Below are 25266 nucleotides of genomic sequence, written 5' to 3'. Positions count from 1 at the left end.
CATCAGCACCGGCCGGTGATCGCCCGCTGCGCCCCAGCCGGGCGAGCAGTCGGGCAGCGCGGAACGCGTCCCACGCTACCACCACCGGCCCGATGCCCTGGGGACTTGCTGCTGCCCGAGCTGCTGACGAAGGGGCGGACCGGTCGAATACCCTGGTGGTGTGAGGTTCCTCCGCCGTAACAACACTGCGCAGACCACGCCCGCCACCACCGCGAACGGACGTTCCGACGCCGAGGCTGCCCAGTCCGCCCCGGAGGGCAGCGGCGGGCACACCCCGAAGAAGGGCCGCCCGACGCCGAAGCGTCGCGACTCCCAGGGGCGACGCGGCCCCGTGTCCCCGCCGCCGAAGAACCAGCGGGAAGCGATCAAACGCTCCCGCGGAACGAAGCAGGAGCGCAAAAAGGCAGCGGCCGAACGCCGGGAACGCATGATGCAGGGCGACGACCGCTACCTCATGCCGCGGGACAAGGGCCCGGTCCGGGCGTACGTGCGCGACGTCGTGGACACGCGGCGGCACCTCATGGGCCTGTTCATGCCCCTGGTGCTCGTGGTGTTCGCCATCACCCTCACCCAGAACGTGCTGATCCAGCAGTACGCCACCCTGCTGTGCCTGATCCTGCTGCTGACGATGGTCGTCGAGGGCACGCTGCTCGCGCGGCACGTGAACAAGCGGGTGCGCGCGAAGTACCCCGACTCGAAGGACCGCCCGTTCTCCCTGGGCTGGTACGCGTTCACGCGGGCGATGCAGATCCGGAAGCTGCGCGTGCCGCGGCCGCGGCTCACCCCGAAGGACGCCCACCAGCTCCGGTGAGCCCGCGGTAGCGCTCCTCCGCCCCGGTGCGGCGAACCGGATCACACCGCGGGCCGGGTGCTGCGCTCCCGCCTCCCGGCCCGGGTAGCGTTGCGGGGCACTCGAGACAGGAGGTCTGTGGTGGCGGAACACGCCTTGGTCCTGGGCGGTGCCCGCTCGGGCAAGTCCGCGCACGCCGAGGGCCTGGTCTCCGCCGCCGACCGGGTGGATTACGTCGCGACAGCGCGCCAGGACCCCGCGGACGGCGAGTGGACAGCGCGCATCGAGCAGCACCGCGCCCGCCGCCCGGAGCACTGGCGCACCGTGGAGGCGCCCGACTCCGACGCCCTCGCCCGGGCCCTGCGCACGAGCGCTGCCGACCGGACCGTGCTCGTCGACGACATGGCGACGTGGTTGACCGGGGTGCTGGACGACACCGGGGCGTGGGACCGGGAGGACGCGGCTCTGCGCCGGGTCGAGCGGCACCGCGCTGCGGTGCTCGAAGCGGCCCGGGCGAGCCCGTCGAACCTGGTGTTCGTCTCCGCCGAGGTCGGCCTCGGAGTCGTGCCCGGAACACGTGCGGGCAGGCTGTTCCGCGACGAGCTCGGCGCGTCCAACGCGCAGCTGGCCGAGCTGTGCGCGCGAGTCGAGCTGCTCGTGGCCGGAGTTCCGCTGCGGCTGCGCTGACCACTTCCCCGCACCCGACCCCCGGAGGTATGCCGGTGTCCCCCGAACCCACCGGCGGCGTTGCGCCGCCCGCCTCGTTCCCCGCCGTTCCCGAGCCCGATGAGCAGGCGCGCCGCCAGGCCGTGGCCCGCCAGGAGCAGCTGACGAAACCAGCTGGTGCCCTCGGCCGGCTGGAGGAGCTCGGCGTGTGGGTCAGCGCGCGGCAGGGCGTGTGCCCGCCGCGTCCGTTCTCCCGGCCGCGCGTCGTCGTGTTCGCCGGGGACCACGGCGTGTCCACCGGCGGGGTCTCCGCCTACCCGCGGGACGTCACCGCCCAGATGGTGCACAACATCCTCGCCGGCGGCGCGGCGGTCAACGTGCTCGCGGCGAACGCGGGGGCGAGCGTGCGCGTGGTGGACATGGCGGTGGACGCCGAGACCCCCGCGGCGATCAGCACGCACAAGGTCCGGCGCGGCTCGGGGGAGATCGACCGCGCGGACGCGCTGACCCCCGAGGAGGCCGAAGCGGCCGTGCGGGCGGGGCGCGCGATCGCCGACGAGGAGGTCGACTCCGGTGCGGACCTCCTCGTCGGAGGGGACATGGGCATCGGCAACACGACTCCCGCCTCGGTGCTGATCGCCGCGCTGACCGGCCGCGAACCGGTGGCGGTCGTGGGCCGCGGCACCGGCATCGACGACCGTGCGTGGATGCGCAAGACGGCGACGATCCGGGACGCGTTGCGGCGGGCCCGACCGGTGCTCACCGATCCCCTCGCCCTGCTGCGCACCTCCGCCGGGGCGGACATCGCCGGGCTCGCCGGCTTCCTCGCGCAGGCGGCCGTGCGCCGCACCCCGGTGGTGCTCGACGGCTTCGTCCTCGGAGCAGCGGCGCTCGTCGCCGAGGAGTTCGCGCCGGGCGCGCACCGGTGGTGGCTGGCCGGGCACCGCTCGGCCGAGCCGGGCTCGGCCGCGGTGCTCGAGCACCTCGACCTCGAGCCGCTCGTGGACGCGCGGATGCGGCTCGGCGAGGGCTCCGGGGCCGTCACGGCGCTGCCGGTGCTCACCGCCGCCGTCCGGGTGCTGCGCGAGATGGCGACCTTCGCCGAGGCCGGGGTCGGCGGCCCCGGCGCTGCGGAGGCGTCGGGGCCGAGCCCGCAGGACCAGCAGCTGTGACGTCCGCGGGTGACGGGTTCCGGCTGTCGGTCTCCTGGCTGAGCGTCCTGCCGCTCGGCACCGATCGCGTGGACGCGCGCACCACGCATCAGGCCATCTCCTTCGCCCCCGTGGTGGGTGGGCTGCTGGGCGGGATCACCGCGCTCGCCCTGGCGGTGCTCGGCCTGCTGGGGGCCCCGGGGCTGCTCGCGGGGTTGCTCGGCGTGGCCCTGCTGGCACTGCTGACGCGGGGCATGCACCTCGACGGGCTCGCCGACGCTGTGGACGGGCTCGGCTGCTACGGGCCGCCGGAACGCGCGCTGGACGTGATGCGCGACGGCAGCACCGGCCCGTTCGCGGTGGTGGCGCTGGTGCTGACCGCGGGGATCCAGGCGGTGTCCCTGGCCGCGCTGGCCGGTGCCGGGCAGTGGCTGTTCATCGTCGTCGCCTGCGCTGTCGGGCGCGCCGGGTGCACGCTGTGCTGCCGGCGGGGTGTGCCGGCGGCCCGCCAGGAGGGCATGGGGGCGCTGGTCGCGGGCACGCAGCCGAACTGGGCCGTCGCCGCCTGGTGGGTCGTGCTGACGGGGATCGGCGCGCTGGGCGGATCCCTGTCCGGTGCGCTCGCCGTGGTCCTCGCGGGCGCGGCCCTGTGGGCGTTCGTGCACCACGTGCGCACCCGCTTCGGCGGGATCACAGGGGACATCCTCGGTGCCGCCAGCGAATTGGGCGTCACGATCGCGCTGGCGGTCGGCTCGCTCCCCTTCTGAGGTGAACCCCGGCCGAAGCGGCGAACGCTCGGCCGCTCCCCCGGCAAGGCTGGGGCTCGAGACCTGCGGGGCTCGATGACCTGCACCGAAGCGGCAGGCCCGCCCGAGGCGAGGACCACCTGATGCAGTCGAACACGAGTTTCACACGATGAGATGGCGAGACGCGTTTCCGGTGGCACGCTCCCGAACGCCCGCGGCATGGTGGGCACATGCGTTCGACGAGGAACCTCCGCACGAAGCCGCCTCAACCGTCCACAACGCACGCGGATGCCCCGGCTACGTCGCGCCGTCCCGAGGTCGCGCGCTCGTGCTCCGACTCGCGGCGCACCTCCCGGCCTCTCGGCAGGTGGTGCGGTTCCGCCCACTCGACTCGCTCCGATGAGGACGGAGGCCTGCGGCAGCGACCGCCACCCGTGCGCTGATGCGCGGTGCAGCGCAGCACGTGCTCGCCCCTCCGCACGCCCACGGATCCTTGACAAGTCCACAGTGGATAAACCGCCTTCCCGGCGGAGGCGCCGCACTGCGGTGCCTCGGACGGGTGGGCAGGACCGCACCGCTCCCCTCCCCGGATCCGGTCCTGCCCACCTGCCACCGATCAGGCGGTGATCAGGCCAGCCGGGTCATCCATCCGTGCGCGTCCGCGGTCGCCCCGTGCTGGATCCCGGTCAGGTGCTCCCGCAGCTTCATGGAGATCTCACCCGGGCTGCCGTCGCCGATCGTGAACGCCCCGTCGCGGTGCTTGACGTGCCCGACGGGCGTGATCACGGCGGCGGTCCCGCAGGCGAACACCTCGCTCAGTTCGCCGCTGTTGGCCTTCTTCTCCCACTCGTCCGTGGTGATGCGGCGCTCCTCCACCGGCATTCCCAGGTCCCTGCCCAACTGCAGCAGGGACTCGCGCGTGATGCCGGGCAGCAGGCTCCCGCTCAGCTCCGGCGTCACGAGACGCGCCTCGGAGCCCGAACCGAGCACGAAGAACAGGTTCATGCCGCCCATTTCCTCGACCACCCGCCGCTCGGCAGCGTCGAGCCAGACGACCTGGTCGCAGCCCTGCTCAACGGCGGCCTGCTGCGCCGCGAACGACGCGGCGTAGTTCCCGGCGAACTTCGCGGCGCCCGTTCCACCCGGTGCGGCGCGCACGTACTCGTGGCTGAGCCACACGGTGACCGGCTTGACGCCACCGGCGAAGTACGAGCCTGCCGGGGACGCCAGCAGCACGTAGAGGTAGCTGTTCGACGGGCGGTTGACGCCGAGGCTGACCTCCGTGGAGATCATGAACGGCCGCAGGTAGAGAGCGCTCTCCCCCTCCTCGGGAACCCACTCGCCGTCCACGGCGAGCAGCTCCTGCAGCGAGGCGAGGAACAGTTCCTCCGGCATCTCCGGCATCGCCAGGCGTCGCGCCGAGGACTGGAAACGGCGAGCGTTGGCCTCCGGACGGAACGCCGCGACGGAGCGGTCGGGCTGCCGGTAGGCCTTCAGCCCCTCGAAAATCGCCTGGCCGTAGTGCAGGACCGTCGTCGCCGGATCGAAGGTCAGCGACCCGTACGGCTCGACGCGCGCATCGTGCCAGCCCTTCTCCTGGGACCAGCGGATCGTCACCATGTGGTCGGTGAAGAACTGCCCGAATCCCGGATTCTCGAGTACCTCCGAGCGCCGCTCCGGCGAGGTCGGTTGATCGTTCTGAATCCGGGTAAAAGGCAGTGCTCCACTCATGTGCGTACCGTATCGCGCCCGCTCGTCGCCTGAAAAGCGCAGTACCGGGGCACACGGGCAGGACTGCGCGCTGTGCGCACCGCCGGTGCGCGGTGGCCACGTCCCGGTTCGACCCCGGAGCGCTCCCCTCCCGCGCTCAGGACAGCAGTTCGGCGGGGAGTTCGGCGAGCGGCCAGTCGGGATCGGGGCACTCCGTGCAGTACGTGCCGTCGAACGGGAACTGGCCGGCCTCGGCCAGAGCGATCATCCGGTCGGCTTCGAGGCGGAGCCGATCGAGGTGCGCCCGCCCGAGCCGCCCGGCCGCCAGCGCGGGCGCGAGCTCGTCCTCGTCCTTCCACCGCCAGCTGCGGTCCGGGAAGACCTCGACGTCGAGCACACCGTCGGTCCGATCGACCCCGGCCGCGTCGCGCCCGAGCGGCACCTCGAGGTTGACGTACCAGTTGCGGAAGGACCCGTCCGCGTCGAAGAACCACCACACCGAGGCCCACCGGTGGCTGTAGACGAGCCGCAGCGTCGACGTGCCGGACCACGTCGAGCGCGCGGGAACGCGGGACACGCGGAACCGTTCGTCCACGGGAAGCTGCCGCGGGGTGCGCCCGTCGGGCGAGGTGGTGATGCGGATCGGGGTGCCGGCCACGACCCAGCAGAGCATCCGGTCACCGTCGTCGTCGAGCACGCGCGCCGGGTGCACGGTTCCGAGCGAGCCGTCCAGACGGCGGAACCGGTAGAAGATCTGGCTGCCGTAGTGCCAGGTGACGGTCGCCGCCGTTGCGGCGGTTCCGGCCGGGTGAGCGTTGTCGAGCATGGACCTCAACTCCAGCGGCGTGTGTAGACTCCGGCAACGATCGGCCCCGCCGCCGCGGTCCCCGCCGTCGCCAGCAGCGCGTGCACCGGCATGCTCATGAACAGGACCACCGACAGCCCCATCCCCGCGCAGGTGGTGCGGGCCGCCCACACGCGCGGCGCCGTGCGGTCGTGCAGGCTCAAGCGTGCACTGGCGTTCGTCAGGGCGCAGTGCACGAGCAGGCAGCACGCCGCGAACACCATCGCGCTCACGGGTCCCAGGAGTGCTGCGAGGCACGCCGCGAGCACCCCGCCGGAGAGGTCGAGCAGGTAGGGCCTTCCCGACCCCCCGGTGCGGCCCAGCACACCGGGCAGATCGCGCTCCTCGAGCACCGCCCGCGCGGTACCGCGCACCCCGTCCAGGGCCGCGAGCAACGCGGGCAGGAGTCCCACCGCGGCCAGCGAGCTGACCAGCGGGACGAGATCGGACGCGGCGGCTGCGGTGAGCACGTCGCGCAGCGGATTCTCCGAGAGGGCCAACCGAGCCGACCCGAGCTGGTGCACGCACGCGGCGAGGAAAAGCACGAGCGCGCCCGTCGTCCCCAGCAGCGACAGGGCGGCGACACGACCCCCGACGCCGCCCCCGCCGGCTGCATCCGGCGTGGACGCTCTTCCGCCTGCGAAGAACGCGAAGCAGAGCACCCCGGCTGCTCCGGTGACCCCGAGAGCTCCGGCGGAGCTCGGCGTGGCCGCAGGCGCCTCCGGCGGTGCGATCGCGAATCCGGTGGCCGCTACCAGCACGGGAGTCGCGAGGGTCACCGCGAGCCAGGCCCACGCCACCCCGCCGCGAATGCGCGCTCCGGCCACGGTGGCGACGACGCTTCCGAGGATCACCATCGGCGCCATCGCCGCGGGTGCGGCCGGGAACAGCAGCTCGGCGACGAGCCGACCGAGCACAGCCGTGGCCGCGATCTGCCCCACCAGCGAGGTGCTCGCGCTGATGCGCCCCGGTACCACGCCCAGGCGGGCACGGGTGCAGGCGTAGGACGGTGCCGGCGAGCGGTAGATCGCCCCCTGGTGCGTCGCGGCCACCGCCGTGCAGGCTGCGGTGGCCACCGCGAGCAGCACGCTCAGCGGCAACCACCTCCCCGCCGCCGCCATCGCGGGTGCGGGAGCGAGCAGCACCCCGGCCCCGAGCATCGCGCCGAGCGTGCACGGAAGGGCCCGCGTGGTGCTCGACCGGCCACGGGGAGTCTCAACGGCGCCGGCACAAGGGGACACGCGACCACCCTCGCAGAGCACATCGGGTCTGACAGCCATCCGTCGGTTGATTCTGCACCCGCTGCGCGGCCCCGCGCCGCAGCCGCTCGTTCAGCCTACCGAGCGCCCTTCGGACGGTGGGTCGGCGCGACCGGCGAGGCCGCCGCCCGCACTCGTTCTACAGTGCGGGTGAACACCCGATGCCTCGATGGCGGGAACGCGGCTCACCGCAGCGCTGCGCCTGCGCGGGACCGCGCTCCCCCGACACGCGGGCCGGGAACAGCGCATCTCGTGATCCGGAGGAGCCACGTGAACAACCCGAACCTCACCCTGAGCGACGCACCGCTGGGCAAGCTGGCCGCCGACGTGATCGTGTTCGGCCTCGTCAACGGCGCGGACGGCCCGGAACCGGCGCCCGGAAGCGAGTCCGTCGCGGACTGCTTCCCGGGCTCGCTGGCCGATGTGCTCAGCACCATGGGAGCCACCGGCAACGCCGAGGAGGTCACCCGTCTGCCCGCCAGCTCCCGCTGCCAGGCCGACGTGCTGCTCGGAGTGGGGCTCGGCAAGCCCGGCGAGGACGGTGTGAGCACCGAGACCGTGCGACGCGCCTCCGGTGCCGCCGCACGCGCGCTGGCGGGCACGGAACGCGCGGCCACCACCCTGTCCGCCCTGGACCTGTCGGCGGCGGTGCAGGGAACCGTGATGGGGGCCTACTCGTACCGGGAGTACAAGTCGACCTCCGACGAGGCGCCGGTCGGCTCCGTGGAGTTCGTCGTGCCGGACGTCCAGGAGCAGGAGCGGTCCACGCTCAAGGGCGCCGGCGCGATCGCCGAAGCGGTCAACCTCGCGCGGGACCTGGTCAACACGCCGCCGAACGACCTCTACCCGGCCGCGTTCGCTGAACGCACCGGCGATCTCGCCAAGAGCGCCGGGCTCGAGGTGGACGTGCTGGACGAAGACGACCTCCGCAAGCACGGTTACGGAGGCGTGCTCGGAGTCGGCGCGGGTTCCGTCCGCCCGCCGCGCGTGGTGCGGCTGCGGTACTCGGGGCCGAAGGCCGCCTCGAAGGTCGCGCTCATCGGCAAGGGGATCACGTTCGACACGGGCGGGATCTCGCTCAAGCCCGGCCCCGGCATGCCCGACATGACCTCCGACATGGCGGGCGCGGCGGCCGTGGTGGCGACGATGGTCCTCGCGGCCAAGCTGCACTACCCGCTGGAGATCACCGCCACGGTACCGATGGCGGAGAACATGCCCTCCGGCAGCGCTTACCGTCCGGGCGATGTGCTGCGCATGTACAACGGCACAACGGTCGAGGTGCTCAACACCGACGCCGAGGGACGCCTGATCCTCGCCGACGCGATCAGCCGTGCCTGCGAGGACAGTCCCGACTACCTCGTGGAGACCTCCACCCTCACCGGGGCCCAGGTGGTCTCGCTGGGCAACCGAACTCCGGGAATCATGGGCAGCGAGGAGTTCCGGGACCGGGTGGCCCAGAAGTCGCGCGCCGTCGGGGAGAACGGTTGGCCGATGCCGTTGCCGGAGGAGCTGCGCGGAGAGCTGGACTCGAAGCTGGCGGACATGACGAACGTGACGGGGCAGCGCTGGGGCGGCATGCTCGTGGCCGGTCACTTCCTCGAGGAGTTCGTCGCCGACGGGGTCTCGTGGGCGCACATCGACGTGGCGGGCCCGGCCTACAACACGAACTCGGTGTGGGGCTACACCCCGAAGGGCGGGACGGGTGTGCCGGTGCGCACGCTGGCCGCCGTGCTCGCCGACATCGCCGAGCGGGGCTGAGCCCGGCGGCGGGTCGCTGTCCGGAGCGTGCACCGCGGTCCCGGCGGGAACCACCTGCGCCGGGGCCGCGGGGCGGCGGATCAGTTCCCGGACTGCATCCCGCGTTTGCGCAGGATGCGCTGCCGCGCCTGGTAGTCGCGCATCCGCTGGGGATATCCGACCTTGGTCACTTCGTAGCAGGGCACACCGATCTTGCGGGTAAGTTTGAACCCCGCGCCGGGCCCGTCGACACGCCGACGCGTCCACTCTCCGTCATGGGCTATCAGCATGAGGGTCGTCTCGGTGACCGCGGTGCGCGGCTCGAGGTAGCCCTCGACGCCGTGCCGCTGTCCGGCCCAGGCAACGAGGTGGTCAACGTCCTGCGAGTCCGCCGACCGAACTCCCCTGGACCGGCGTTTCCTCCGCAGGCGATCGAACAGACCCACGCTTACCTCCTGCCCGCACTGCCCTGCCCGCACCGGGCGCGCGTCCGCGTACCCACCGCCACGCAACAGGACACCGCCTCCGCACCGCCAACTGCTGTGCGGCTCGCCACTCCGAGGTGGATGTTCCGGAACAATCCACCGGTCCCGTACGTTGATGATGCCATCGGCGATAGGGCGCTCGAACAGGGTTGTACCCGGGTTTGACCAGATCACCCGATGGCCCGGCCATTGCAAGCGACCACTGGGCATGAGCACCGAGCCCACATCGCACGTCGTTCCGCCGTGGTGACAAGATGTCGTATGGGCCGGTGACCTTCAGGGTCCGGTGGTTGACCCGTGGTCCGCCGGACACCAACAGCGAGTCAACGATGCCTGTCGAGGAGAGCAAAGTGACCGACACGTCCGCCGATCTGGTCATTCTCGGCGGCGGTTCGGGGGGCTACGCCTGCGCGTTCCGCGCGGCCGAGCTCGGCCTGTCCGTCGTCCTCATTGAAAAGGACAAGCTCGGTGGGACTTGTTTGCACCGCGGGTGCATCCCCACCAAAGCACTGCTGCACGCCGCGGAGATCGCGGATTCGTCCCGCGAAGCCGATCAGTTCGGCGTCAAGGCCTCCCTCGAGGGCATCGACATGGCCGGTGTCAACTCCTACAAGGACGGGGTCGTCGGAGGCCTCCACAAGGGCCTGCACGGGTTGGCGAAGGCGCACAACCTGACCTACGTCGAGGGTGAAGGCCGTCTGGTGGACAGCCACACCGTCGAGGTCGGCGGCGAGCGCTACACCGGCAAGAACATCGTTCTCGCCACCGGTTCCTACTCCAAGACGCTGCCGGGCCTGGAGCTGGACGGACGCATCATCGCCAGCGAGCAGGCGCTGAACCTCGACCACGTCCCGAACAAGGTCGTTGTGCTGGGCGGTGGCGTGATCGGCGTGGAGTTCGCCAGCGTCTGGCGTTCCTTCGGCGCCGAGGTCACCGTGGTCGAGGCGCTGCCGAACCTGGTGCCGAACGAGGACGAGTTCCTCTCCAAGCGCCTGGAGCGTTCTTTCCGCAAACGGGGCATCAAGTTCAAGACCGGCGTGAAGTTCACCGGCGCCGAGCAGACCTCCGACGGCGTCACCGTCAGCCTGGAAAACGGTGAGCAGCACGAGGCCGATCTCATGCTCGTGGCGGTCGGCCGCGGGCCGAGCACCACCGGGGTCGGCTTCGAGGAGGCAGGCATCCAGATGGAGCGCGGGTTCGTTCGCACCGACGAACGACTGCGCACGAACGTCTCCGGGGTGTACGCCGTGGGCGACATCGTTCCGGGGCTGCAGCTGGCGCACCGCGGTTTCCAGCAGGGCGTGTTCATCGCCGAGGACATCGCCGGACTCACCCCGCCCGCGATCGACGAGGCCGGGATCCCGCGCGTGACGTACTGCCGGCCCGAGGTCGCCTCGGTGGGCCTGACCGAAGCCGAGGCCCAGGAAAAGCACGGCTCGGTGGAAGCGTTCACCTACGACCTGGCCGGCAACGGCAAGAGCCAGATCCTCAAGACGACGGGTGCGGCCAAGGTGGTGCGGGTCACCGACGGACCGGTGGTCGGCCTGCACCTCATCGGCGACCGCGTGGGCGAACTGATCGGCGAGGGCCAGCTCATCTACAACTGGGAAGCGCTCCCGGAGGACGTTGCTCCGCTGGTGCACGCGCACCCCACCCAGTCCGAAGCTCTGGGTGAGGCGCATCTCGCCCTGGCCGGCAAGCCGCTGCACGTGCACGGCTGACCTCGGCACCGGATTCAGCCCGCACCCCGCCACACCACGAGGAGTCAACAGACGATGGCCTTCTCAATCCAGATGCCCGCGCTCGGTGAGAGCGTCGCCGAGGGCACGATCACGCGGTGGCTCAAGCAGGTCGGCGACACCGTCGAAGTCGACGAACCGCTGCTCGAGGTCTCGACGGACAAGGTCGACACCGAGGTTCCTTCCCCTGCGGCTGGTGTGCTCCAGCAGATCATCGCCCAGGAGGACGACACCGTCGAGGTCGGCGCGGAACTCGCAGTCCTCGCGGACAGCTCGGAAACCGCCGGAGCACAGGCCGAGGCTCCTGCCCAGCAGGAGCAGCCGGCAGCCGAACCGCAGCCCGCCGCCCAGGAACAGCCCCAGCAGCAGGAGCAGCCGGCAGCGCCGGCCCCGGCACCCGCCACGGCCGAAAGCGGTGCGGCCGAAGGAGGTGCGGCCGAAGGCGGTGGGGCCGGAGGTACCGACGTGACCATGCCGGCGCTCGGTGAGAGCGTCGCCGAAGGCACGATCACGCGGTGGCTCAAGCAGGTCGGCGACACCATCGAAGTCGACGAACCGCTGCTCGAGGTCTCGACGGACAAGGTCGACACCGAGGTTCCCTCCCCCGTCGGCGGCACGATCCTGGAGATCGTGGCCGGTGAGGACGACACCGTCGAGGTCGGCTCGAAGCTCGCGGTGGTCGGCACGGGAGCACCCGCGCCGAGCGCTCCGGCCGCTCCGGAACAGCCGTCGCAGCCGGAGCAGCCGCCCGCCCAACCTGAACCTGCAGCACCTGTCCAGCAACAGCAGGCACCGCAGGAGCAGCAACCGGCTCCGCAGGCGGAGCAGCCTGCCCCAGCTCAGCCGGCTCCGACTCCGCCGGCCCCGGCTCCCGCGGAGTCCTCCGCAGCGCCGGCCACCCCTGCGGCCCCCGCTCAGCAGGAGGCCGCTGCGGCCGCGCCCGCCGGCAGCACCCCGTACGTCACACCGCTGGTTCGCAAGCTCGCCAACGAGCACGGCATCGACCTGTCCGCGATCAGCGGCAGCGGTGTTGGCGGCCGCATCCGCAAGCAGGACGTGCAGGCCGCGATCGATGCGAAGCAGCAAGCCCCAGCCGCGGCTGCTCCGGCGAGCACTACATCCGCCCCCGCCGCGCCGAGCGCCGCCGAGCCGTCACCGGAGGACCAGGCGCTGCGCGGCACCACGCAGAACATGTCCCGCCTGCGGCAGCTGCTGGCGCGACGCATGGTCGAGTCGCTGCAGACGGCGGCGCAGTTGACCACGGTGATCGAGGTGGACGTCACCCGGATCGCTTCGCTGCGCGAGCGGGCGAAGGACGGTTTCGCCACCGCCGAAGGGGTGAAGCTCAGCTTCCTGCCGTTCTTCGAGAAGGCCACGGTCGAGGCGCTCAAGCTGCACCCGAAGCTCAACGCCTCGATCGACGAGGAGAACAAGCAGATCACCTACCACGGTGCGGAGCACCTGTCGGTGGCGGTGGACACGGACCGTGGTCTGGTCTCCCCCGTGATCCACGACGCCGGTGACCTCAACCTCGGCGGCCTCGCGCGCAAGACCGCCGACCTGGCGGAGCGGACCCGGAACAACAAGATCAAACCGGACGAGCTCGCCGGGGGGACGTTCACCATCACGAACACCGGCAGTCGCGGCGCGCTGTTCGACACGCCCATCCTCAACCCTCCGCAGGTGGGCATGCTCGGCACCGGTTCCGTGGTCAAGCGTCCGGTCGTCGTCTCCGACGAGACCGGCGGGGACACCATCGCGATCCGCTCCATGGCCTACCTGGCGCTGTCCTACGACCACCGCCTGGTCGACGGTGCGGACGCGGCCCGCTTCCTCAACACGGTGAAGCACCGCTTGGAGGAGGGGGCGTTCGAGGCCGACCTCGGTCTGTGAGCGGTACTCCCTTCCCAGCACCGCTTCCGGTGCTCAGCCCGCGGCCCGCGGAACGACCGATTCCGCGGGCCGCTCGCTATCGCACGAACGGACGCAGTACGGGACGATTCGAAGCATGCGCGTGGTTGTCGCCGGATCCTCCGGACTGATCGGGACGCGTCTGGTCCCCGCCCTGCGGAGCGGTGGGCACGACGTCCTCCGCCTCGTCCGCCGCACCGCCCACGCCCCGGACGAGCGGGAGTGGGACCCGAACAGGGGCGACGTTCCCTCGGATGCGCTGGACGAGGCGGACGCGGTGGTGAACCTCTGCGGCGCCGGCATCGCAGAACGCCGCTGGAACGCGGCCCGCAAGCGCACCCTGCTGCACTCCCGGCTGCGCCCCACGACGGTGCTGGCCCGCGCGGTGTCGCGCCACGGCGTCCCCGTCCTGGTCAACGCCTCGGCGGTGGGGTTCTACGGCGACACGGGCGCACACCCGGTCACGGAGACGAGCCCGGCCGGGACGGGCTTCATCCCCGACCTCTGCCAGCGGTGGGAGCGGGCGGCCGGGGAAGCCGAGGCCCGCGTGGTCGTGCTGCGCACCGGTCTCGTCCTCGTCGCGGGCGGTGGCCTGCTCGGAAGGCTGCGCCCGCTGTTCGCCTGCGGGCTCGGCGCCCGCTTGGGGGCGGGGACGCAGTTCATGCCGTGGATCTCCCTCGAGGACGAGGTCGCGGCGATCCGGTTCGTGCTGGAGCGACCTGAGATCTCCGGCCCGGTCAACCTGACGGGCCCAGCACCGGTCACCAACGCCGAGTTCACCCGGAACCTCGCCGAGCACATGCACCGGCCCGCCCCGTGGGTGATTCCCGGTTTCGCCCTGCGGGCCGCGCTGGGGGAGCTCTCCGGTGAGCTGCTCGGCGGGCAGCGGGCCTTGCCCACCGAGTTGGAAGGCCGCGGGTTCACCTTCACGCACCCCACGCTCTCCGCCGCGCTGGCCGCGGCACTGGGGGCGCGTTCCACCGCTCAGGCACCGGACTCGGACGGCTAGGTGCTCTGCTTCGCGAGGCCGGCCTGCCGCGTTGCGGTGCGGGCGTAAGCTGACGCCCGTGAGCAACACGGCGAAAACCTGTCGCGCCTCGCAGGAGCCCGTCGAGGTGCGCGAACTCGGCATGATCGACTACCAGTCCGCGTGGGACCTCCAGCGCGAGCTGGTGCGGGGACGCGGGGACGGCGAAACACCGGACACGCTACTACTGCTGGAACACCCCTCGGTGTACACGGCGGGCAAGCGCACCGGGCCCGAGGACCGCCCGGACGACGGCACCCCGGTGATCGACGTCGATCGTGGCGGGAAGATCACCTGGCACGGACCGGGGCAACTGGTGGGCTATCCGATCATCGCGCTGACCGATCCGATCGATGTGGTCGACTACGTCCGCCGCCTGGAGCAGGCGCTGATCTCGGTGTGCGATCAGTACGACCTGCCCTCCGGGCGAGTGGAGGGTCGCAGCGGCGTGTGGCTGCCCGCGGACGGCGCGCGGCCGGAGCGCAAGATCGCGGCGATCGGCATCCGGGTCCAGCAGGGCGTGACGATGCACGGCATCGAACTGAACTGCAACGCGGACCTGAGCGAGTTCGACCGGATCGTCCCGTGCGGCATCAAGGACGCGGGCGTGACGTCCCTGTCCGCGGAGGTGGGCCGCGAGGTGACCACCGAGGAGATCGCTCCGCTGGCGCAGCAGGCCATGCTGGACGCGTTCGACGGCATGTTGCCGGTCACCGATCGGGACATCCAGCGGATCGAGCCGAGCGCAGCCGGCGTGACCCTGAACCTCGATCCACGTCTGCAGTGACGCGCCCACGACCCGTGCGTCCTCTCCCCTGCCCGGCGGTGAGCGGCCGCCGTACTCCTGCGCCGGCTGCCCGCCCACCGCAGGCGCGGGTGCCGACCCGGTGCGGGCACGCCCATCGCCACCCGCGTCGATGGGTCGCCCGCAAGGCGGTGGCCGGGCGGTGGGGCGGGTTCACTGCCGCGGGAGGGCGCGCTGCAGCACCTCGGCGAGGTGCATCCCGCGCCGCTGCGTTCCCTGCGCGATCTGCGTCCGGCAGGAGAACCCGTCGGCGAGCACGAGGTCGCCCGCACCGGCAGCGCGGACCTTGGGGTACAGCTCGAGCTCGGCGCAGCCCTGGGACACCTCCCAGTGCCCCCGCTCGAAACCGAAGTTGCCCGCCAGTCCGCAGCAGCCGGCGGACACGACGTCCGGGTCGATGCCGAGCGCGCTGAGCACCTCCCGATCCGGCCCGTGCGATCCCTTGGCCTCCTGGTGGCAGTGCACCTGGCAGATCGCGTCCGCGTCGATCCGTCCGAACGGCCACGGACCGTCGTGCTCGGCGACGAGCTCGGCGAGGGTCACGGTGTGCTCGGCCAGCTTCCGCGCCCGGGGGTCGTGCGGGAGCAGCTCCTCGGCTTCGGCGCGGAGCGTGATCGTGCAGGAGGGTTCCAGTCCCACCACCGGCCGGCCGACGGCCAGGTGCGGCGCGAGCGCATCCAGCGATCGTTTCAGCACGCGGCGCGCGACGTCGAGCTGTCCGGTGGAGTGCCAGGTCAGCCCGCAGCAGACCTCCCGCTGCGGAAGCACGACGCGGTGGCCGAGCGCCTCGAGCACTTCCACCGCTGCTCGTCCCACGTGCGGTTCGTGGAAGTTGGTGAACGTGTCGGGCCACAGCACGACGCTGCTGCGGCCCCGGGAACCGCGGCGCCGGAGCCACCGCGTGAGCGGCTGGGGGGCGAAGCGGATCATCTCGCGGCGCGATTCGATGCCGCCGAGCTCCTTCACGCGGTTCGCGAGCTGCGGTCGGGACAGCAGCGCGTTGACCAGCCGCGCCGCCCCGGGAACCGCGGTGACCAGCCGCGACCACAGCGGGAGCCAGCCCATGGAGTAGTGCGCCCGCGGGCGCAGGCGCCCGGCGTAGTGGTGGTGCAGGAACTCGGCCTTGTACGTGGCCATGTCCACGTTCACCGGGCAGTCGTTGGCGCAGGCCTTGCACGACAGGCACAGGTCGAGGGCTTCGCGGACCTCCTCCGAGCGCCACCCGTCCTGGATGGTTTCGCCGCGGAGCATCTCGGCGAGCACGCGCGCCCGCCCGCGGGTGGAGTGCACCTCGTCGCGGGTGACCTTGTACGAGGGGCACATGCTGCCGCCGCGCATCGACCGGCACGCACCCACACCGACGCAGCGGTGCACCGCCTCGGGGAACGAGCCGTTGTCGGCCGACAGCGCGTGCACCGGGGTGAGGTCGAAGGTGCGGTCACCGGGGCCGGGACGCACGTCCGCGTCCAGCGGCGCCGGGTCGACGAGCACTCCCGGGTTGAGCAGTCCGGCGGGGTCGAACTGGTGCTTGAACCCGGCGAAGCACGTGAGCATGGCCGGGGAGTACATGGTGCTGAGCAGTTCGGACCGGGCGCGGCCGTCCCCGTGCTCACCGGAGACCGATCCGCCGTAACCGACGAGCACCTCTGCGGCCTCGTTGAGGAAGGAGCGGTAGCGCGCCAGTCCCCCGGCGGTGCCCAGTTCGAAGTCGACGCGCAGGTGCAGGCACCCCTCCCCGAAGTGCCCGTAGGGCACTCCGCGCAGCCCGTGCTCGCCGAGGAGTCGGTACAGGTCGTGCAGGTACTCGGCCAGGTGCTCCGGCGGCACGGCCGAGTCCTCCCAGCCGGGCCAGGCCGCTCCCCCGTCCGGCAGCCGGGTCACGATACCCGCACCCGCCTCGCGGATGTGCCACAGCGCGCGCATCGCCGCCGGGTCGGTGACCACGGTGCTGGTCACCGACCCCGAATGCCCGCGCGCTCGCCGCTGCAGTTGCCGGGCGCGCTGGTGGGCCTCGTCGCGGGTGGCACCTCCGGTTTCGCAGTACAGCCAGGCACCGCCGTCCGGGAGCTCCGCGCCGGCTCCGGCTTTGCCCGGCCGGGTGCGCAGCGCGGCGAGCAGGTCCGCTGCCATGCCTTCGACGGTGCGGGCTCCCGCAGCGGCCAGCTCCGGGGCGGCGGCAGCCGCGGCGTAGACGTCGGGGAAGCCGAGCACGAGCAGGGCACGCGCGGCGGGTACGTCCACGAGCTGCACGGTGGCTTCGGTGAGCAGGCCGCAGGTGCCTTCGCTGCCGACGAGGGCTTTGGCCACGTCGCCGCCGTTCTCCTCGAGCAGGTGGCCCAGTCCGTATCCGGAGACCTGGCGGTTGAACCGGCCCAGTTCGGTGCGCAGCAGCGCGCGGTTGCTGTCGCGGAGCGCGCGCAGGCCTTGGTCGGTGCGCTCGTCACCGGTGCTGCTGCCGCGCACGTCGAGCTGCGAACCATCGGGGCGCAGCATGGTCAGCGCGAGCGTGTTGTCGGCGGTGGTGCCGGTGAGCACCGAGCGCGCACCGCAGGCGTTGTTGCCGATCATGCCGCCGAGGGTGCAGCGCGAGTGGGTCGACGGGTCGGGGCCGAAGGCCAGGCCGTGCCGGCCGGCGGCGGCCTGCAGGTCGTCGAGCACGACTCCCGGTTGCACTCGGGCTGTGCGGGCCTCCGGGTCGATGCCGAGGATCCGGTCGCTGTTGCGGGAGAAGTCGACGACGATACCGGGACCGAGCGCATTGCCCGCGATGGAAGTCCCCCCGCCGCGCGCGGTGACGGGGACCCCGCCCTCGGTCGCCAGGCGCAGCGCCACCCGGGCGTCCTCGCCGTCGCGCGGGTGCACGACGGCGAGGGGGACCTGCCGGTAGACGGACGCGTCCGAGGTGTACGCCGCACGCGTGGTCAGGTCCGTGCTCACCAGGCCCGGCAGCGCGGTGGTCAGCTCCTCCTGCAGCGCCGCGGTCGTTGCCATGCTCGCCGGTTCCCCTCCTCGGATCGCAGCTGGGCGCTCACAGTTGAGGCGCCACCCGCTCGGCCACCAGGTCGAGGTGGTCGAGATCGGTCAGGTCGAGCACCTGCAGGTACAGGCGGGAGAGGCCGGTGCGTTCGCGCCAGGTGCCGATGCGGTCGACGACTTCGTCCGGGGTGCCGCACAGCCCGTTCTGCCGCAGCTCGTCCACGTCGCGCCCGATCGCGTCGGCGCGCCGCGCGATCTCCTCCTCGTCCTGCCCCACGCACAGCACGAGGGCCGCGGAGCGGGTGATCTCGTTCGGATCGCGTCCGAGTTCGGCGCACGCGGCGGCCACCCGCGCGTACTGCGCGGCGGCGGTGTCCACGTCCACGAACGGCAGGTTGAACTCGTCGGCGTGGCGCGCGGCCAGCAGCGGGGTGCGCTTCTTGCCGGTCCCTCCGATGAGCACGGGGGGGCGGGGACGCTGCACCGGTTTCGGCAACGCCGGCGAGTCGGAGATCTGGTAGTAGTCGCCGGTGTACGAGTACGGTCGGTCCGGGTCGGCCTCCCAGAGACCGGTGATGATCTCGAGCTGCTCGGCGTAGCGGTCGAACCGCTCCTGCAAGCTCGGGAAGGGGATGCCGTAGGCCGCGTGCTCCTGCTCGTACCACCCGCTGCCGAGGCCGAGCTCGACGCGGCCCCCGGACATCTGGTCGACCTGAGCCGCGGAGATCGCCAACGGTCCGGGCAGGCGGAACGTCGCGGCGGTCATGAGCGTGCCCAGACGGATGCGTTCGGTTTCGCGGGCGATCCCAGCGAGCGTCAACCAGGCGTCGGTGGGTCCGGGCAGACCGCTGACGTCACCCATCTTCAGGTAGTGGTCGGAGCGGAAGAACGCTCCGTAACCAGCTGCTTCGGCGGTTTTCGCGACCCGCAGCAAGTCGTCGTAGGTCGCGCCTTGCTGCGGCTCGGTGAAGATCCTGAGTTCGACGTTGCCATGCACGGCTCACGAGACTACGTCCGTGGGCGGCGCGCTCGCGATCCGCTCGTGCGGGGCGCGTCGTCCCGGTTCGGGGCCGGGAGGTGCTGTCCCTACCGGCACGCTCCCTACTCTCGGTAGGCTCCGGAGGATGGCGCACTGGACGGAACTCAGCATGCCCGCTCAGCACGGGCGCACCGTGCTCATCACCGGCGCGAACTCCGGGCTCGGCCTGCACAGCGCTCGTGTCCTCGCCAGCGCCGGAGCGCGAGTGCTCATGGCGTGCCGGGACCGCGAACGCGGGCGAAGCGCCCGGGACCAGGTCGCGTGCACCGCGTCCGTGGAGCCCGAACTCGTCGAACTCGACCTCGCCGACCTCACCAACGTGCGCGAGGCCGCCGCCGAGGTGCGGGAACGCACCGGGGACGGTGTGGACGTGCTGCTCAACAACGCCGGGGTGATGGCCACACCCCGGCGGAGCACCGGGGACGGTTTCGAGCTGCAGCTGGGGACGAACCACCTCGGGCACGCGCTGTTGACGTGGCTGCTGCTGCCCGCGTTGCGCCGGAACGCCCGAGTGGTCACCGTGTCGAGCCTGGCGCACCACCGCGGCGGACTCGACCTGAGCGACCCGAACTTCGAGCGGCGCTCCTACTCGCCGGTGCGTGCCTACGGGCAGTCGAAGCTGGCGAACCTGCTGTTCATGCTGGAGCTGTCCCGCCGGGCCGAGCTCGCGGGCCGCGGGCTCACCAGCGCCGCCGCGCATCCGGGGATGAGCGCCACCGAACTCGTGGCGAACACGGCGCGCATGCGCAGACTGCCCGGCCGACTGGACCGCGCGATCGACGCGGGCACGCGCGTGCTCACCCAGCCGGTGGAACTGGGCGTACTGCCCCAGCTGTTCGCCGCGACCGCCCCGAACGTGCAGGGCGGCGACTTCTTCGGCCCGAGCGGGCTCGCGGAGCTCCGCGGGTACCCGAGCCGGGTCCGGATGAGCCGCCGGGCCCGGGACCCGCGGACCGCGCAGCGGCTGTGGGAGCTGACCGCGGAGCTGGTGCAGCACGATCCCGAGGTTCGGTGACGGCTCTCACGGTTTCACGCGGGCGGGGGCGAACGCGTAGCCTGTGCACCGTGAGTGTGGCGCCAGAGGGGCGGAAGCTGCTGCGGCTCGAGGTCCGCAACAGCCAGACGCCTATCGAGAAGAAGCCGTCGTGGATCAAGACGCGCGCGCGGATGGGCCCGGAGTACAAGGAGCTCAAGAGCCTCGTCCAGCGCGAAGGGCTGAACACCGTCTGCGAGGAAGCGGGCTGCCCGAACATCTTCGAGTGCTGGGAGGATCGGGAAGCGACGTTCCTCATCGGCGGGGATCAGTGCACGCGCCGCTGCGACTTCTGCCAGATCGACACCGGAAAACCGGCTGAGCTCGATGTCGAGGAGCCGCGCCGCGTGGCCGAGTCGGTGCAGGCCATGGGGTTGCGTTACTCGACTGTGACGGGTGTGGCGCGGGACGACCTGCCGGACGGCGGCGCCTGGTTGTACGCGGAAACCGTGCGCCGCATCCACGAGTTGAACCCCGGCACCGGGGTGGAGCTGCTCATCCCGGACTTCAACGCGGAGCCGGACCAGCTCGCCGAGGTCTTCGGCTCGCGCCCGGAGGTGCTCGCGCACAACGTGGAGACGGTGCCGCGGGTGTTCAAGCGCATGCGCCCGGCGTTCACCTACGACCGGTCGCTGCACGTGATCACCCAGGCCCGGGAGGCCGGCCTGGTCACCAAGTCGAACCTCATCCTGGGGATGGGTGAAACCCCGGACGAGGTCGGTCCGGCGTTGCGCGACCTCCACGACGCCGGGTGCGACATCATCACGATCACCCAGTACCTGCGGCCGAGCCAGCGCCACCACCCGGTGGACCGGTGGGTGAAGCCGGAGGAGTTCGTCGAGCACACCAAGACCGCCGAGGAGATCGGCTTCCCCGGTGTCATGGCCGGGCCACTGGTGCGTTCCAGTTACCGCGCCGGGCGGCTGTACGCGAAGGCCACGGTGCACCGCGGCATGCCGCTGCCGGAGAACCTGCAGCACCTGGCTCAGGCCGGGTCGGCTGCGCAGGAAGCCTCGCAGCTGGTTCAGTGATCCCCCGTTCCACTACGGGGACTCCGTTCCACCACGGGGACTCCGTTCCGCCGCGGACGGGCGCGCTCGGGTCGCTGCGGCGTGTCGCGGGCGCGTCCGCCCGGGCCGCCCCTCGCCCCCGCCCGCGGCACGCGGGCGGGGGCGCCCCGTGGAATCCACCGGAACTCCCGCCTGCCCGTTTCCGGATCGCATCCGTATCCTGGGGTGTATGGCCAAGCAGGAGAAGGCCGCGAAGGACGCGGCCAAGAAGAAGCGCGGGTCGGGCCGGTTCAGCCAGATCATCCAGGCGTTCAACATGCAGCGCCGGGAGGACAAGCTCCTCGTCCCGCTGATGCTGGCGGTGCTCGTCGGCGTCACCGTCGTGGTCTTCCTGCTGGGCATGATCTGGGGACTGCACTGGGTCTTCCTGCCCATGGGTGTTGCACTGGGGATTCTCGGCGCCGTCGTCCTCTTCGGGCGCCGAGTGCAGGCCACCGTGTACCGCAAGGCCGAGGGTCAGCGCGGCGCCGCGGCCTGGGCGTTGGACAACCTCCGCGGCCAGTGGGTGGTCACGCAGGCGGTCGCGGGGACTTCCCAGTTGGACGCGGTGCACCGGGTGCTCGGCCGTCCCGGCGTGGTGCTGGTCGGTGAAGGCACGCCGCACCGGGTCAGGACGCTGATGAACCAGGAGAAGAAGCGCGTCTCCCGCGTGGTCGGCGACACCCCCATCTACGAGATCGTCGTGGGCGACGAGGAGGACCAGATTCCGCTGCGGAAGCTGCAGCAGCGGATGATGAAGTTGCCGCGCAACATCAACAAGGGACAGGTCGACCAGCTGGAGAACCGCCTTTCGGCGTTGGCCAGCCGTTCCAACGGCGGTCCGAAGGGTCCGATGCCGCAGGGCTCGCGGATGAAGAGCGTGCAGCGCGCCGCCCGCCGGGCGAAGTGAGCGCAGGCCGGCCGTCGCGGACGTCGCTCCCGCCGGAAGCACCTTCGGGCGGCCGGCCGGCTTCACCAGCTCGCCCCGCGACGACTCCCCTCGCGGTTTTCCGAGCTTCTCCGGACCTTCCGGGGCGCTCCGGATCAGCGTTGCAGCACCACGGTGCCGGACAGGCGGTCGTGCCAGGAGCGGTTGTCGTAGTTCCAGATCACCGCGGGAACGATGAGCGCGGTGAGCGCGCAGCGCAACACCGCCCGCAGCGGCCCCACGACGCGGGATCCGTCCACGCGGGCGACCCAGATGCGCAGCACCGTCATTCCCGGTGTCGCCCCGGCGAAGCTCACCGGGACAACGGTGATCAACGCCCAGGCGAGCAGGCTCCAGTCCCGCGGCAGGTCCGGCGCGGTGAAGAGTCCGGCGATCAACGCCGCGAACACGATGTCCAGCAGGAAGGCGAGCGCGCGCCGCCCCGTTCCTGCTGCGGCCCCCGTCCCGCTTTCCGGGAGGCCGAGACGCTGCCCGCGCCATTCGGGCCGTTCGCTCGCTCCCCGCTCACGCGCGTGGGTCAACGCCGCGCGGGGGCCGTCCAGCCATGAACCGAGGATTTCGCGCACGTCACCAGCATACGTGCCCACCGGCGTCGCCCCGGTTCCACCTCGTTCCGCGTATGCTGGGCGAGGAGCCTCCGTTGCGGCCAGCTGCACTGCAGCCCCACCAGCCGGCAACATCCCGCCCTGGAGTTCCGGAACCCCTCGGAGACGTGTTAACGAGCGTGAAACACACGGGTGACGAGTGGGCAACAGCGCCGCACTAGGCTCGTGGTCGAGCCGGCGGACCAGGCCGCGCCATTCCCCGATGGGCGTGCCCGTGCTCCTGGGCAATCCTGCCGCTTCGCAGCGCACGCACGGAGTCAGCGGCAGCGGTGTCCGGTGCTGGCGTCGGTGAGCTGAACGATTCAGAAGGAGCCACCGAAGGTGTTCAAGAATCCAGACGAGGTCCTGCGCTACATCGCAGAGGAGAACGTGCGCTTCATCGACGTCCGCTTCTGCGACCTGCCGGGCGTGATGCAGCACTTCACCATCCCCGCCGACACGTTCGACCAGGACACCTTCACCGAGGGCCTGGCTTTCGACGGTTCTTCGGTCCGCGGCTTCCAGTCGATCCACGAGTCGGACATGCTGCTGCTGCCCGACCCCGTCACCGCACGCATCGACCCGTTCCGCGTGGAGAAGACCCTCATCCTGAACTTCTTCGTCCACGACCCGTTCACGCGCGAGCCCTACAGCCGCGATCCGCGCAACATCGCCCGGAAGGCCGAGCAGTACCTGGGCGAGTCGGGCATCGCTGACACCGCCTTCTTCGGCGCCGAGGCCGAGTTCTACATCTTCGACTCGGTCCGCTTCGGCGAGGACGCGAACAAGAGCTTCGTCGAGGTCGACTCCGTGGAGGGCTGGTGGAACACCGGCCGCGAGGAGAACGGCGCGAACCTCGGTTACAAGAACCGCTACAAGGGCGGCTACTTCCCCGTCCCGCCGTACGATCACTACGCCGACCTGCGCGACGAGATGAGCCGGCGGCTCATGGACGCGGGTTTCAGCATCGAGCGCGCCCACCACGAGGTCGGCACCGGCGGCCAGGCGGAGATCAACTACAAGTTCAACACGATGCTGCACGCCGCTGACGACGTGCAGCTGTTCAAGTACATCGTGAAGAACACCGCCTGGCAGAACGGCAAGAGCGTCACCTTCATGCCGAAGCCGCTGCTCGGCGACAACGGCTCCGGCATGCACAGCCACATGTCGCTGTGGAAGGACGGCTCGCCGCTGTTCCACGACGAGGCCGGCTACGGCGGCCTGTCGGACACCGCCCGGCACTACATCGGCGGCGTCCTGCACCACGCGCCGTCCGTGCTGGCGTTCACCAACCCGACGGTGAACTCGTACCACCGGCTCGTCCCCGGCTTCGAAGCCCCGGTGAACCTCGTGTACTCGCAGCGCAACCGCTCCGCCTGCATGCGCATCCCGATCACCGGCACGAACCCGAAGGCCAAGCGGGTCGAGTTCCGCTGCCCGGACCCCTCCGGCAACCCGTACCTGGGTTTCGCAGCCATGCTGATGGCCGGTCTCGACGGGATCCGGAACAAGATCGAACCGGACGAGCCGATCGACAAGGACCTCTACGAGCTCCCGCCGGAGGAGGCCAAGAACGTTCCGCAGGTGCCGAGCAGCCTCGACAGCGCGGTGAACAGCCTGGAGGAGAACCACGAATTCCTGCTCGAGGGTGGTGTGTTCACCGAGGACCTGATCGAGAACTGGATCACGTTCAAGCGCGAGAACGAGATCGACCCGATCCGGCTGCGCCCGCACCCGTACGAGTTCGCCATGTACTACGACGTGTGATGCTCCTCGGGCGATGAGCCCTCCCGGTGGCGGCCCCCGGTGCTCGCCGCGGAGCACCGGGGGCCGCCACCTCAGGACACGTCCAGCACGAGCTTGCCGCGCACGTGGCCGTCCTCGAGGACGCGGTGCGCCTCGGCGGCCTGCGTCAGCGGGCAGGTCTGCTGCACCTCGACGCGCAGCCGACCGTTCGCCGCCAGTTCGGCCAGCCACGCCAGCTGTTCCGCGTCCGGCCGCACGAACACGTACTGGCCGCCCAGCTGCAGCACGTTGTCCGGCTCGTCGGCCGCGGACGCGAACCGGTGCGGCTCGTGGAGCATCCGCGGCGCGTCCGCCAACGCCTGCCCGCCGACCACGTCGACCACGGCGTCCACCTTGCCGTCATCGCCGGCGAATTCGGCCACGCGTTCCGGCAGCCGCTCGCCGTAGGTGATCGGTTCGGCGCCGAGCTCGGCCAGGAAGTCGTGGTTGGTCTCCGACGCGGTGCCGATGACGCGGGCCGCTCCGAGCTCCTTGGCCAGCTGCACCGCGAAGTGACCGACACCGCCGGCGGCGGCGTGCACGAGCACGGTGTCGCCCTTCCCCGCACCGCAGGCCTGCAGCAGTTGCAGCGCGGTCAACCCGGCCAGCGGGAGCGCCCCGGCGCGGGTGAAGTCGAGGCCTGCGGGTTTGTGCGCGACCCCGCGCAGCGGGGCGCTCACGAGCTCGGCGTAGGCACCGTTCTGCACGTGGTCCTCGCGAACGTAGCCGAGCACCTCGTCACCCGCGCGGAACTCCGTCACCGCCGGGCCGACCGCGCGAACCACACCGGAGACGTCCCAGCCGGGGATCAGCGGCATGTGGTGCGGGATCATGCCGCTGAGGTAGCCCCGGCGGATCTTCCAGTCCACCGGGTTCACCCCAGCCCCGCGCACTTCCACGAGCACCACGTCCGGACCGACCAGCGGTTCCGGCACATCCCGGCTCGCCAGCACGTCCGGTTCGCCGAATTCTGTCAACGCA

21 protein-coding genes are annotated in these 25266 nt (G+C 71.5%); 13 read left to right on the top strand and 8 right to left on the bottom strand.

Features of this window, described 5'->3' with window-relative positions:
• Positions 1 to 160 precede the first annotated feature (160 nt).
• The 4 genes from ACVGV0_RS06535 (at position 161) to ACVGV0_RS06520 (ending at position 3374) form a co-directional block, all read left to right on the top strand.
• Positions 161 to 811 (top strand): DUF3043 domain-containing protein, encoded by a 651-nt coding sequence (locus tag ACVGV0_RS06535; RefSeq protein WP_459158958.1) that lies wholly within the window; start codon positions 161 to 163, stop codon positions 809 to 811.
• Positions 812 to 931: 120 nt separating this feature from the next.
• The gene (cobU, locus tag ACVGV0_RS06530; protein ID WP_459158957.1) at positions 932 to 1477 is read left to right on the top strand and encodes a bifunctional adenosylcobinamide kinase/adenosylcobinamide-phosphate guanylyltransferase; all 546 of its coding nucleotides are present in this window, start codon (positions 932 to 934) and stop codon (positions 1475 to 1477) included.
• Between the two features lie 35 nt (positions 1478 to 1512).
• Positions 1513 to 2628 carry a nicotinate-nucleotide--dimethylbenzimidazole phosphoribosyltransferase gene (gene cobT / locus ACVGV0_RS06525; protein WP_459158956.1) on the top strand — a complete coding sequence of 372 codons (1116 nt, stop codon included), beginning with the start codon at positions 1513 to 1515 and terminating at the stop codon, positions 2626 to 2628.
• A complete protein-coding gene (locus tag ACVGV0_RS06520) occupies positions 2625 to 3374 on the top strand; it encodes an adenosylcobinamide-GDP ribazoletransferase (protein ID WP_459158955.1) in 750 nt (249 codons plus the stop codon). Before cobT ends, ACVGV0_RS06520 begins: the two co-directional genes overlap by 4 nt.
• Before the next feature lie 606 nt (positions 3375 to 3980).
• On the opposite strand, the gene ACVGV0_RS06515 is transcribed toward ACVGV0_RS06520, so the two are convergent.
• From ACVGV0_RS06515 to ACVGV0_RS06505, 3 genes are all read right to left on the bottom strand, one after another.
• On the bottom strand, positions 3981 to 5084 hold the full coding sequence (locus tag ACVGV0_RS06515) for a branched-chain amino acid aminotransferase (RefSeq protein WP_459158954.1): 1104 nt from the start codon (positions 5082 to 5084) through the stop codon (positions 3981 to 3983).
• A 136-nt stretch (positions 5085 to 5220) separates the two neighbouring features.
• A complete protein-coding gene (locus tag ACVGV0_RS06510; protein WP_459158953.1) occupies positions 5221 to 5889 on the bottom strand; it encodes a DUF402 domain-containing protein in 669 nt (222 codons plus the stop codon).
• A 5-nt stretch (positions 5890 to 5894) separates the two neighbouring features.
• On the bottom strand, positions 5895 to 7067 hold the full coding sequence (locus ACVGV0_RS06505; protein ID WP_459158952.1) for an amino acid permease: 1173 nt from the start codon (positions 7065 to 7067) through the stop codon (positions 5895 to 5897).
• 369 nt (positions 7068 to 7436) lie between these two features.
• On the opposite strand from ACVGV0_RS06505, the gene ACVGV0_RS06500 reads away from it, so the two are divergent.
• Positions 7437 to 8924: a leucyl aminopeptidase gene (locus tag ACVGV0_RS06500; RefSeq protein ID WP_459158951.1), complete on the top strand. Its 1488-nt coding sequence runs from the start codon at positions 7437 to 7439 to the stop codon at positions 8922 to 8924.
• An 80-nt stretch (positions 8925 to 9004) separates the two neighbouring features.
• On the opposite strand, the gene ACVGV0_RS06495 is transcribed toward ACVGV0_RS06500, so the two are convergent.
• Positions 9005 to 9349, bottom strand: a complete 345-nt coding sequence (locus tag ACVGV0_RS06495; RefSeq protein WP_459158950.1) for an oxidoreductase — start codon at positions 9347 to 9349, stop codon at positions 9005 to 9007.
• A 389-nt stretch (positions 9350 to 9738) separates the two neighbouring features.
• On the opposite strand from ACVGV0_RS06495, the gene lpdA reads away from it, so the two are divergent.
• The 4 genes from lpdA to lipB all read left to right on the top strand — a co-directional run bounded on the left by lpdA (position 9739) and on the right by lipB (position 14852).
• The gene (lpdA, locus tag ACVGV0_RS06490; RefSeq protein WP_459158949.1) at positions 9739 to 11109 is read left to right on the top strand and encodes a dihydrolipoyl dehydrogenase; all 1371 of its coding nucleotides are present in this window, start codon (positions 9739 to 9741) and stop codon (positions 11107 to 11109) included.
• A 54-nt stretch (positions 11110 to 11163) separates the two neighbouring features.
• Positions 11164 to 13020, top strand: a complete 1857-nt coding sequence (sucB, locus tag ACVGV0_RS06485) for a 2-oxoglutarate dehydrogenase, E2 component, dihydrolipoamide succinyltransferase (protein ID WP_459158948.1) — start codon at positions 11164 to 11166, stop codon at positions 13018 to 13020.
• A 115-nt stretch (positions 13021 to 13135) separates the two neighbouring features.
• Entirely contained in the window at positions 13136 to 14047 is a 912-nt protein-coding gene (locus ACVGV0_RS06480; RefSeq protein ID WP_459158947.1) for a TIGR01777 family oxidoreductase, read from the top strand.
• A gap of 58 nt (positions 14048 to 14105) precedes the next feature.
• Entirely contained in the window at positions 14106 to 14852 is a 747-nt protein-coding gene (gene lipB / locus ACVGV0_RS06475) for a lipoyl(octanoyl) transferase LipB (RefSeq protein ID WP_459158946.1), read from the top strand.
• Between the two features lie 171 nt (positions 14853 to 15023).
• Here the strand turns inward: lipB and ACVGV0_RS06470 are convergent, their stop codons facing one another.
• A complete protein-coding gene (locus ACVGV0_RS06470; RefSeq protein WP_459158945.1) occupies positions 15024 to 17861 on the bottom strand; it encodes an FAD-binding and (Fe-S)-binding domain-containing protein in 2838 nt (945 codons plus the stop codon).
• 37 nt (positions 17862 to 17898) lie between these two features.
• Positions 17899 to 18843, bottom strand: coding sequence for an LLM class F420-dependent oxidoreductase (locus ACVGV0_RS06465; RefSeq protein ID WP_459158944.1), 945 nt, complete (start codon positions 18841 to 18843; stop codon positions 17899 to 17901).
• Between the two features lie 127 nt (positions 18844 to 18970).
• Here ACVGV0_RS06465 and ACVGV0_RS06460 point away from each other — a divergent pair, with 127 nt between their 5' ends.
• From ACVGV0_RS06460 to ACVGV0_RS06450, 3 genes are all read left to right on the top strand, one after another.
• The gene (locus ACVGV0_RS06460; RefSeq protein ID WP_459158943.1) at positions 18971 to 19900 is read left to right on the top strand and encodes an oxidoreductase; all 930 of its coding nucleotides are present in this window, start codon (positions 18971 to 18973) and stop codon (positions 19898 to 19900) included.
• 50 nt (positions 19901 to 19950) lie between these two features.
• A complete protein-coding gene (gene lipA, locus ACVGV0_RS06455) occupies positions 19951 to 20949 on the top strand; it encodes a lipoyl synthase (protein WP_459158942.1) in 999 nt (332 codons plus the stop codon).
• Between the two features lie 208 nt (positions 20950 to 21157).
• Positions 21158 to 21877: a DUF4191 domain-containing protein gene (locus tag ACVGV0_RS06450; RefSeq protein ID WP_459158941.1), complete on the top strand. Its 720-nt coding sequence runs from the start codon at positions 21158 to 21160 to the stop codon at positions 21875 to 21877.
• A gap of 134 nt (positions 21878 to 22011) precedes the next feature.
• On the opposite strand, the gene ACVGV0_RS06445 is transcribed toward ACVGV0_RS06450, so the two are convergent.
• Positions 22012 to 22482, bottom strand: a complete 471-nt coding sequence (locus ACVGV0_RS06445) for an RDD family protein (protein ID WP_459158940.1) — start codon at positions 22480 to 22482, stop codon at positions 22012 to 22014.
• 360 nt (positions 22483 to 22842) lie between these two features.
• Here ACVGV0_RS06445 and glnA point away from each other — a divergent pair, with 360 nt between their 5' ends.
• The gene (gene glnA / locus ACVGV0_RS06440) at positions 22843 to 24267 is read left to right on the top strand and encodes a type I glutamate--ammonia ligase (RefSeq protein ID WP_459158939.1); all 1425 of its coding nucleotides are present in this window, start codon (positions 22843 to 22845) and stop codon (positions 24265 to 24267) included.
• Between the two features lie 71 nt (positions 24268 to 24338).
• Here the strand turns inward: glnA and ACVGV0_RS06435 are convergent, their stop codons facing one another.
• On the bottom strand, positions 24339 to 25262 hold the full coding sequence (locus ACVGV0_RS06435) for an NADP-dependent oxidoreductase (RefSeq protein ID WP_459158938.1): 924 nt from the start codon (positions 25260 to 25262) through the stop codon (positions 24339 to 24341).
• Positions 25263 to 25266 lie beyond the last annotated feature (4 nt).

It is taken from the genome of Salinifilum ghardaiensis, from assembly GCF_054491345.1.
Note: the sequence above shows the minus strand (reverse complement) of the source record. Positions and strands in the feature narration are given on the sequence as shown.